Genomic DNA, 12,237 nt, shown 5'->3' on the forward strand with positions numbered 1-12,237 from the left:
ACCATGTACGTCCTCACCCCCCACCTCCACCCCACCCCCACCACCGTCCCCGGCGAAATCCACATCGGCGGCACCTCACTCGCCCGCGGCTACCTGGGCCGCCCCGCCCTCACCGCCGAACGCTTCATCCCCAACCCCTACGGCCCCCCCGGCTCCCGCCTCTACCGCACCGGCGACCTCGCCCGCCGCCTCCCCAACGGCACCCTCGACTTCCTCGGCCGCGCCGACACCCAGGTCAAGATCCGCGGCTACCGCATCGAACTCGGCGAAATCGAAGCCCGCCTCCGCGAACACCCCACAGTGAGCGACACCGTCGTGACCGCCCATCAGTCGCAGGGCGAGGGCAAGTCACTGGTCGCCTACGTCGTCAGCGACACCCCGATCGACGTCGCTGTCCTGCGCGAGCACCTCGCCGCGGACCTGCCCGACTACATGGTCCCGGCGGCCTACATCGCCATCGATCACATTCCTCTGACCGGCAACGGCAAGGTCGACCACCGCGCGCTGCCCGCGCCGGACGCGAGCGCGTTCGCCACCAGCCGCTACGTCGCGCCCCGCACGCCCGTCGAGGAACGCCTCGCCGCCATCTGGTCCGACGTCCTGGGCCTGCCCCAGGTCAGCATCGAGGACAGCTTCTTCGACCTCGGCGGCGACTCCATCCGCGCCGTCCGACTCGTCGGCGCCCTGCGCGCCGCCGGCCACGACACCAGCGTCCGCGACGTCTTCCAGCACCGCACCGTCGCCGACCTCGCGGGCCTGCTCTCCGGCCAGACCGCCGGCCAGTCACTGATCCAGGCCGTCGCCCCCTTCGCCCTCATCAGCGACGAGGACCGCGCCGCCCTGCCCCCCGGCACCACCGACGCCTACCCCCTGTCGCAGATCCAGACCGGCATGCTCGTCGAGATGCTGGCCACCACCGACTCGGCAGCCGGCCTGTACCACAACATCAACTCCTTCCGGATCCCGGCGGAGCGCCCCTTCTCCCTGCCGGCCCTGCGCCAGGCCGTCGACGCCGTCACCCGACGCCACGACATCCTGCGCACCTCCATGCACCTCGACGGCTACACCCAGCCCCTCCAACTCGTCCACGAAACCGCCGAGTTGCCCGTAACCGTCCACGACTGGCGGGGGCTCGACACCACACAGCTCGACCAGGCCCGACGCGACTACACCACCCAGGAATGGGCCACCGGCTTCGACCTCACCACCGCCCCCCTCCTGCGCATCGCCGCCCACCTCGAAGACGACAACGCCTGGCGCCTCACCCTCAGCCACAGCCACGCCATCTCCGAAGGCTGGACCCTCCACACCCTCATGATGGAAACCGTCGACCGCTACCAACAGGCCCTCGACGGCACCGAACCCACCACCGGCGAACCCCTCGCCATCCGCTACGCCGACTACATCGCCGCCGAACTCGCCTCCCTCGCCAACCCCGACGACCAGGCCTACTGGCAGCACATCACCACCACCCACACCCCCTTCCACCTCCCCACCACCTGGGCCGACGACAACACCGCCACCACCGAACGCCACTGGCTACAGGTCCCCTTCCACGACCTCGAAGACAACCTGCGCCACCTCGCCCTCCAAGCCAAGGCCTCACTCAAGAGCGTCCTACTCGCCGCCCACCTCAAAGCCCTCAGCACCCTCACCCCCGACGACACCTTCCACACCGGCGTCGTCTACCACGGCCGCCTCGAAGCCCCCGACGCCGAACACGTCCTCGGCATGCACCTCAACACCATCCCCTTCCCCACCACCCGCCCCACCGGCACCTGGCGCCAACTCGTCGAACACGTCTACACCCAGGAAGCCGAAATCTGGACCCACCGCCGCTACCCCCTCCCCGCCATCCAACGCGACACCGGCACCAACGACCGCCTCCTCCCCGTCATGTTCGACCACCAGAACTTCCACCAGGTCAACACCGACACCATCGACACCACCGCCGGACTCAACGGAGGCGGCAACGAGTTCGCCCTCAGCGTCATCGCCGCGGACGGCATGGTGAATCTGGGGACGACGGCGGCCGTGGTCAGCCAGGTCAACCTGGAGCGCCTCGGCGCCATCTACCGGCAGGTCCTGGAGGCGATGGCCACCGACCCCGACGGCAGCGCCCGCACCAGCCGCCTGCCGGCCGCCGAACTCACCCAGCTCCTCACCGACTGGAACACCACCACCGACCACCCCGTCGACACCTGCGTCCACGAGGCCTTCGCCCAGCAGGCGGCCCGCACCCCCGACAACACCGCCGTCACCTTCGGCGACACCCACCTCACCTACGCCCAGGTCAACGAACGCGCCAACCGCCTCGCCCACCACCTGCGCACCCTCGGAGCCGGCCCCGACACCCTCGTCGGCCTCTCCCTCGAACGCACCCTCGACCTGATCCCCACCCTCCTCGGCATCCTCAAGTCCGGCGCCGCCTACCTCCCCCTCGACCCCGTCAACCCCGACGACCGCCTCGCCCACATCGTCCACGACGCCGCCGCCACCATCGTCGTCACCCAGACCACCCTCGCCGACCGCATCACCGCCTTCTACGACGGACCCCTCGTCGTCATCGACGACCAGCCCACCGCCACCACCATCGCCACCCACCCCACCACCGACCCCACCCCCCTCACCCACCCCGACAACCTCGTCTACGTCATCTACACCTCCGGCTCCACCGGCCGCCCCAAGGGCGTCACCCTCACCCACGCCAACGTCCTGCGGCTGTTCGCCAGTGCTCAGCAGCACTACGGGTTCGGTGAGACCGACGTCTGGCCGCTGTTCCACTCGTACGCGTTCGACGTGTCGGTGTGGGAGATGTGGGGAGCACTGCTCCACGGCGGCCGACTCGTCGTGGTTCCGGCGGTCGTGACGCGCTCGCCGGACGAGTTCCTGGCCCTGCTGGTCGCATCCCGGGCCACGGTCCTGTGCCAGACGCCGTCGGCCTTCCGTTCGCTGTCGGCCCTGGCCGGCGAGGGCGATCCGCGGATCGACGAGCTCGACCTGCGTGCGGTGATCTTCGCCGGCGAACGCCTGGAGCTCAGTGAGTTGCGGTCGTGGACCGACCGCAACGGCTGTGACCACCCGGTCCTGGTCAACATGTACGGCATCACCGAGACGACCGTGCACTCGACGTTCCACCAGGTCTCGGAGGAGGACTTCGGCCGTTCCGACCGCAACCCCGTCGGCGTGCCGTTGGCCGACACGGCCATGCACCTGTTGGACGCGGACGGCCGGCTGGTACCGGTGGGTGTTCCGGGCGAGATCCACGTCGGCGGTCCCGCCGTCGCCCGCGGCTACCTCAACCGCCCCGCCCTCACCGCCGAGCGCTTCGTCCCGGACCCGTTCGGCCCGGCGGGCTCGCGCCTCTACCGCAGTGGCGACCAGGCCCGCCGCCTCGCCGACGGCACCCTCGACTTCCTCGGCCGTATCGACACCCAGGTCAAGATCCGCGGCTACCGCATCGAACTCGGCGAGATCGAGGCCCGGCTCCGCGAACACCCCACCGTCCGCGACGCCGTGGCGATCGCCCACCAGTCGCAGGGCGAGAGCAAGTCGCTGGTCGCCTATGTCGTCAGCGACACCCCGATCGACATCGGCGTCCTGCGCGAGCACCTGGCCGCGGACCTGCCCGACTACATGGTCCCGGCCGCCTACATCGCCATCGACCGCATCCCCCTGACTCCCAACGGCAAGCTCAACCACCGCGCGCTGCCCGCGCCGGACGCGAGCGCGTTCGCCACCAGCCGCTACGTCGCGCCCCGCACGCCCGTCGAGGAGCGGCTGGCCGCCATCTGGTCCGACGTCCTGGGCCTACCCCAGGTCAGCATCGAGGACAGCTTCTTCGACCTCGGCGGCGACTCCATCCGCGCCGTCCGACTCGTCGGCGCCCTGCGCGCCGCCGGCCACGACACCAGCGTCCGCGACGTCTTCCAGCACCGCACCATCACCGACCTCGCGCACCAGCTCTCCGGCCAGACCGCCGGCACCTCACTCATCCAGGCCGTCGCCCCCTTCGCCCTCATCAGCGACGAGGACCGCACCGCCCTGCCCGTCGGCATCACCGACGCCTACCCCCTGTCGCAGATCCAGACCGGCATGCTCGTCGAGATGCTCACGGCCGGTGACCTGCACACCTACCACAACCTGACGTCGTTCCGGATCCCGGCGGAGCACGCGTTCTCCCTGCCGGCCCTGCGCCAGGCCGTCGACACCGTCACCCGACGCCACGACATCCTGCGCACCTCCATGCACCTCGACGGCTACTCCCAGCCCCTCCAGCTCGTCCACGACACCGCCGAGGTCCCCCTCGCCCTGCACGACTGGCGCGGACTCGACGCCGAGCAGCTCGACCGGGCCCGACGTGACTACGCCGACCAGGAGTGGGCCGCCGGCTTCGACCTCACCACCGCCCCCCTCATGCGCATCGCCGTCCACCTGGAGGAGGACGACGCCTGGCGCCTCACCCTCAGCCACGCCCACGCGATGACCGAGGGCTGGAGCTACCACTCCATGCTGGTGGAGATCCAGGAGTGCTACCGGCAGATCCTCGACGGTGCGGAGCCCACCGCCAGCGAACCCCTCGCCGTGCGCTACGCCGACTTCATCGCCGCCGAACTGGAGTCACTGGCCAGCCCCGAGGACCAGGCCTTCTGGCAGGACATCGTGGCCGGCCGTACGCCGCTGCGCATGCCGGACAGCTGGGCGGAGAGGCACGGCTCCGCCGTCGACCACCACCGGCAGTACGTGCCGTACCACGACGTGGAGGAGGGGCTCCAGCGGCTGGCCGTCCGGGCGAAGGCCTCGCTGAAGAGCGTGCTGCTCGCCGCCCACCTCAAGGTCATGAGCTCGCTGACGGCGGACGACGCCTTCCACACCGGCGTCGTCTACCACGGCCGCCTCGAAGCCCCCGACGCCGAACGCGTCCTCGGCATGCACCTCAACTCCCTGCCCTTCCCGTCGGTCCGGCTCAACGGCACCTGGCGCCAACTCGTCGAGCGCGTCTACGCCCAGGAAACGGAGATCTGGGCCCACCGCCGCTACCCCCTCCCCGCCATCCAGCGCGACCTGGGTGAGGGCGACCGCCTCATCCCCGTCCTGTTCGAGTACCAGAACTTCCACCAGGTCGACGAGGACGACGTGGACATGGACGCCACGTTGAACTCCTCGCCGAACGAGTTCGCGCTCAGCGCGGTGGCCCGCGGCGGGTACATCAACCTGGGGACGACGGCGGCCGTGGTCAGCCAGGTCAACCTGGAGCGCCTCGGCGCCATGTACCGGCAGGTCCTGGAGGCGATGGCCGCCGACCCCGACGCCGACGCCACCGCCGGCCACCTGCCGGCCGCCGAACTCACCCGGCTCCTCACCGACTGGAACACCACCACCGACCACCCCGTCGACACCTGCGTCCACGAGGCCTTCGCCCAGCAGGCGGCCCGCACCCCCGACAACACCGCCCTCACCTACGGCGACACCCACCTCACCTACGCCCAGGTCAACGAACGCGCCAACCGCCTCGCCCACCACCTGCGCACCTTCGGAGCCGGCCCCGACACCCTCGTCGGCCTCTCCCTCGAACGCACCCTCGACCTGATCCCCACCCTCCTCGGCATCCTCAAGTCCGGCGCCGCCTACCTCCCCCTCGACCCCGTCAACCCCGACGACCGCCTCGCCCACATCGTCCACGACGCCGCCGCCACCATCGTCGTCACCCAGACCACCCTCGCCGACCGCATCACCGCCTTCTACGACGGACCCCTCGTCGTCATCGACGACCAGCCCACCGCCACCACCATCGCCACCCACCCCACCACCGACCCCACCCCCCTCACCCACCCCGACAACCTCGTCTACGTCATCTACACCTCCGGCTCCACCGGCCGCCCCAAGGGCGTCACCCTCACCCACGCCAACGTCCTGCGGCACTTCGCCGCGACCCGCGAACAGCTCGGGTTCTCGTCCGCCGACGTGGTGACCCAGTCGCACTCGTACGCGTTCGACATCTCGGTGTGGGAGATGTGGGGAGCACTGCTCCACGGCGGCCGACTCGTCATCGTCCCGACCGGCGTCAGCCGCTCCCCCCAGGACTTCCTGGACCTGCTGGTCGGGGAACGCGTCACCGTCCTGTGCCAGACGCCCACCGCGTTCCGGGCCCTGACCGCCCTGGCCGGCGACCGCGACCCCCGGCTCCAGCAGCTCGGCCTCCGGCTGGTGGGCTTCGGCGGCGAGAAGCTGGAGACCGCCGAACTCCGTCCGTGGACCGAGCAGTTGGGCCTCGACGAGCCCACCCTCCTGAATCTGTACGGGCCGACCGAGACCACCATGCACGCGGCGTACTACCGGCTGACCGGCGAGGACCTCGACACGTCCGGGCGGAGCGTCATCGGCCTGCCGCTGCACGACCTCCGGATGCACCTGCTGGACAAGGACGGCCGGCTGGTACCGGTGGGTGTTCCGGGTGAGATCCACGTGGGTGGCCCCGGCCTGGCGCGCGGCTACCTCAACCGCCCCGCCCTCACCGCCGAGCGCTTCATCCCCAACCCGTTCGGCCCGGCGGGCTCGCGCCTCTACCGCACCGGCGACCTCGCCCGCCGCCAGCCCGACGGCACCCTCGACTACCTCGGCCGCATCGACACCCAGGTCAAGATCCGCGGCTACCGCATCGAACTCGGCGAGATCGAAGCCCGCCTCCGCGAACACCCCACCGTCCGCGACGCCGTGGTGACGACCCATCAGTCACCGAGCGGGAGCACCGCACTGGTCGCCCACGTCGTCACCGAGGCCGCGACCGGAGCCGCGCTCGACGCCGGCGTCCTGCGCGAGCACCTGGCCGTCGACCTGCCGGACTACATGGTCCCGGCCGCCTACCTCGCCATCGACCGCATCCCCCTCACCTCCAACGGCAAGCTCAACCACCGCGCTCTGCCCGCGCCGGACGCGAGCGCGTTCGCCACCAGCCGCTACGTCGCCCCCCGCACCCCCGTCGAGGAACGCCTCGCCGCCATCTGGTCCGACGTCCTCGGACTGCCCCAGGTCAGCATCGAGGACAACTTCTTCGACCTCGGCGGCGACTCCATCCGCGCCGTCCGACTCGTCGGCGCCCTGCGCGCCGCCGGCCACGAGCTGTCGGTCCGGGACGTGTTCCAGCACCGCACCATCACCGACCTCGCGCACCAGCTCTCCGGCCAGACCGCCGGCACCTCGCTCATCCAGGCCGTCGCCCCCTTCGCCCTCATCAGCGACGAGGACCGCGCCACACTCCCGGCCGGCGTGGTCGACGCCTACCCCCTCTCCCAGGTCCAGACCGGCATGCTCGTCGAGATGCTCACGGCCGCCACCGACTCGGGGGGCGAGAAGCTCTACCACAACATCAACTCCTTCCGGATCCCGGCAGACCGCGCGTTCTCCCTGCCGGCCCTGCGCCAGGCCGTCGACGCCGTCACCCGGCGCCATGACATCCTGCGCACCTCCATGCACCTCGACGGCTACTCCCAGCCCCTCCAACTCGTCCACGAAACCGCCGAGTTGCCTGTAACCGTCCACGACTGGCGGGGGCTCGACGCCACACAACTCCAGCAGGCCCGACGCGACTACACCACCCAGGAATGGGCCACCGGCTTCGACCTCACCACCGCCCCCCTCCTGCGCATCGCCGCCCACCTCGAAGACGACAACGCCTGGCGCCTCACCCTCAGCCACAGCCACGCCATCTCCGAAGGCTGGACCCTCCACACCCTCATGATGGAAACCGTCGACCGCTACCAACAGGCCCTCGACGGCACCGAACCCACCACCGGCGAACCCCTCGCCATCCGCTACGCCGACTACATCGCCGCCGAACTAGCCTCCCTCGCCAACCCCGACGACCAGGCCTACTGGCAGCACATCACCACCACCCACACCCCCTTCCACCTCCCCACCACCTGGGCCGACGACAACACCGCCACCACCGAACGCCACTGGCTGCAGGTCCCCTTCCACGACCTCGAAGACAACCTGCGCCACCTCGCCCTCCAAGCCAAGGCCTCACTCAAGAGCGTCCTGCTCGCCGCCCACCTCAAAGCCCTCAGCACCCTCACCCCCGACGACACCTTCCACACCGGCGTCGTCTACCACGGCCGCCTCGAAGCCCCCGACGCCGAACACGTCCTCGGCATGCACCTCAACACCATCCCCTTCCCCACCACCCGCCCCACCGGCACCTGGCGCCAACTCGTCGAACACGTCTACACCCAGGAAGCCGAAATCTGGACCCACCGCCGCTACCCCCTCCCCGCCATCCAACGCGACACCGGCACCAACGACCGCCTCCTCCCCGTCATGTTCGACCACCAGAACTTCCACCAGGTCAACACCGACACCATCGACACCACCGCCGGACTCAACGGAGGCGGCAACGAGGCCGCTCTCAGTGCGGTGGCCACGGACGGCCACATCGAGCTGGTCGCCGGAAGCGGTGCGCTGAGCAGGGCCGGCCTGGAGCGCCTGGGCGCGATCTACCGGCTCGTGCTGGAGGCGATGGCCGCCGACCCGGACGGCAGCGCCCGCACCAGCCGCCTGCCGGCCGCCGAGCTCACCCAGCTCCTCACCGACTGGAACACCACTACCGACCACCCCGTCGACACCTGCGTCCACGAGGCCTTCGCCCAGCAGGCGGCCCGCACCCCCGACAACACCGCCGTCACCTTCGGCGACACCCACCTCAGCTACGCCCAGGTCAACGAACGCGCCAACCGCCTCGCCCACCACCTGCGCACCCTCGGAGCCGGCCCCGGGACACTGGTCGGTGTCTCCCTGGAGCGGGACATCGACCTCGTCCCGACCCTGCTCGGCGTCCTCAAGTCCGGTGCCGCGTACCTCCCGCTCGACCCGACCAATCCGGCCGACCGCCTCGCGTACATCCTCGCCGACGCCGCCTCGCCGATCCTGGTCACCAGGGCGAAGCACCTCACGGCCTTCGCCGACATCTACGCCGGTGAGCTGGTGGTCCTCGACGCCGACGACGACCGCGACGCGATCGCCGCCCGGCCGGGGACGGACCCGGAGACCGTCGGCACGCCCGACGACCTGATGTACGTCATCTACACCTCCGGCTCCACCGGCAAGCCCAAGGGCGTCCTGCTCACCCACGCCAACGTCCGGCGGATGTTCGCGGCCGTCCGCGAGGAGATGGCCTTCACCAGCAGTGACGTCGTGACCCAGTCCCACTCCTACGCGTTCGACTTCTCGGTGTGGGAGATGTGGGCCGCGCTGCTCCACGGCGGCCGACTGGTGATCGTCCCTCCGGAGGTCGGCCGCTCCCCCGAGGACCTGCTCGATCTGCTGGTCGCCCAGCAGGTCACCGTCCTGTGCCAGATCCCCTCGGCGTTCCGCGCCCTGTCGGCCATGGCCGGCGAAGGCGACGACCGGATCGACGGGTTGGGGTTGCGGGCCGTCGTTCTCGGCGGTGAGAAGCTAGAGACCGCCGAGCTGAACCAGTGGGTCGCCAGGACCGGACTCGACCGGACCGCGCTGATCAACCTGTACGGGCCGACCGAGATCACCGTGCACTGCACCTTCCACCGGCTCGACGCGGGCGATTTCGACCACCCGTCCACGAGCCGTCTCGGGCACCGGCTCGACGATCTGCGCATTCACCTGCTGGACACCAACCTGGAACTCGTGCCGACCGGCGTGCCGGGTGAGGTCCACGTCGGCGGCCCCGGCCTGGCCCGCGGCTACCTGCACCAGCCCGGCCTGACCGCGGGACGCTTCATCCCGGACCCGTTCGGCCCGGCCGGCTCCCGCCTCTACCGCACCGGCGACCTCGCCCGCCGCCTGCCCGACGGCACCCTCGACTTCCTCGGCCGCGCCGACAGCCAGGTCAAGGTCCGCGGCTACCGCATCGAACTCGGCGAGATCGAGGCCCGGCTCCGCGAACACCCCGCCGTGCGGGATGCCGTCGTCACCGCCCCGGCCGGTGAGGGCGGAGAGCGGACCCTGGTCGGCTACGTCGTCGGACACGACGCGGCCCCGGCCTCGGGCCTCCTGCGCGAGCACCTGGGCACCACCCTGCCCGGCTACATGATCCCGTCGGCCTTCGTCATGCTCGACTCCCTCCCGCTGATCAGCGGGGGGAAGGTCGACTACCGGGCCCTGCCGGCCCCGGACCGCGAAGCCTTCGGCGGCAGCCGGTACGTCGCGCCCCGCACCCCCGTCGAGGAGCGGCTGGCCGCCATCTGGTCCGAGGTGCTCGGACTCCGGCAGGTCAGCGTCCAGGACAGCTTCTTCGACCTCGGCGGCGACTCGCTCCGCGCCGTACGGCTCGTCGGAGCGATGCGCGCCGTCGGGTTCGACGTGTCGATCCCCGACGTCTTCCGGCACCGCACCATCGCCGGCCTGGGCGCCGGCCTGGCCGGCCAGGCGGCCGACGAGTCGCTGATCAGCGCGGTCGCACCGTTCTCGCTGATCAGCGACGAGGACCGCGCCGCGCTCCCGGCCGACCTGGTCGACGCCTACCCCCTGTCACAGATCCAGACCGGCATGCTCGCCGAGACGATGGCCGCCGGCCCCGAAGGACGGGCCGTCTACCACAACCTCAACTCGTTCCTGATCCGCGACGAGCAGCCGCTCTCGCCGGCCGCTCTCCAGGAGGCCGTCGACACCGTCGCGCGTCGCCACGACATCCTGCGGACGTCGATGCACCTGAGCGACTACTCCCAGCCGCTCCAACTGGTCCACGCGGTCGCCGCCTACCAGGTGAACGTCCACGACCTGCGCGGCCTGGATCCCCAGGACCAGGACCGGCTGCGGAGGGAGTTCGTCGCCGAGCAGCACGCGGTGGTGTTCGACCTGAGCACCGCGCCTCTCCTGCACGTCTCCGCCCTCATCGACGGCGACGACGCCTGGCGGCTCAACTTCACCTACCACCACGCGATTTCCGAAGGGTGGAGCTACAACGCCCTGATGATGGAGATCGTGGAGTGCTACCAGCACCTGCGTGACGGCCGTGAACTCCCCGAGTACCAGGCGCCGTCGGTGCGTTACGCGGACTTCATCGCCGCCGAGCTGGAGTCGCTGGCCAGCCCCGAGGACCGGGCGTTCTGGCAGGACGTCGTCGACGGACACGCTCCGCTGCGCCTGCCCGCCGACTGGTCACAGACCGGCGCCCCCGCAGGTGTCCGCCACGGCAGGCAGGTCCCGTTCGCCGACCTCGAAGACGCGCTGCGCGCCCTCGCCCTCAAGGCCAACACCTCGCTCAAGAGCGTGCTGCTCGCCGCCCACCTCAAGGTCATGAGCTCCCTGACCGCGGACGACGCCTTCCACACCGGCGTCGTCTTCCACGGCCGCCTGGAAGCCCCCGGCGCCGACCGCGTCCTGGGCATGCACCTCAACACCCTGCCCTTCCCCGCCCACCGCCCCACCGGCACCTGGCGCCAACTCGTCGAACACGTCTACGCCCAGGAAGCCGAGATCTGGACCCACCGCCGCTACCCCCTCCCCGCCGTCCAACGCGAAGCGGGGAACTCCCGGCACCTGCTCTCGGTCCTGTTCGAGTACCTGGACTTCCACCACGTCGACACCGAGAAGGTCGACGTCACCGAGGGGTTGAACGACGGGATCAATGAGTTCGCGCTGAATGTGATTCCTACCCGCGGCAAGGTCAACCTGGGGACAACGACGGCTGTTCTCAGTGCGGTGGCCCTGGAGCGGCTCGGCGCCATGTACCGGCAGGTCCTGGAGGCGATGGCCGCCGACCCCGACGGCGACGCCACCACCGCCCACCTGCCCGCCGGCACCCTGGCACCCCTGCACGGCCACCAGACCGATTGGCCCGGCACCAGCCCGCTGCACCTCTTCCAGACCCACGCCGCCACCACACCCCACGCCACAGCCGTCATCTGCGGCGACGAACAGCTCACCTACCAGGAACTCGACGAGCGCTCCAACCAGCTCGCCCACCACCTCACCAGCCTCGGCGTCACCCCCGGCGACCACATCGGCATCAGCCTCGACCGCAGCCCCGCCGTCCTCACCGCCATGCTCGCCACCTGGAAAACCGGCGCCGCCTACATCCCCGTCGACCCGGCCCTACCCGCCGAACGACGCCACTACATGCTCACCGACGCCACCGCCACCGTCCTGATCACCGACCAGGACACCGACAACCAGGACACCGCCTTCACCGGACAGCGCGTCCACCCCGACCACGCCCAGCACCACCCCACCACCCCCCTCCACACCCCCCACGACGGCGACGCC

At 70.7% G+C, this 12,237-nt stretch carries 1 protein-coding gene; it reads left to right on the forward strand.

Annotation, left to right across the window (positions count from 1 at the left end):
• Nucleotides 1-12,237 (forward strand): amino acid adenylation domain-containing protein (locus ACFVVX_RS37525; RefSeq protein ID WP_387952635.1); only part of this gene is annotated, 12,237 nt, incomplete at both ends.

The organism is Kitasatospora sp. NPDC058170 (genome assembly GCF_042883905.1).
Lineage (GTDB): Bacteria > Actinomycetota > Actinomycetes > Streptomycetales > Streptomycetaceae > Kitasatospora.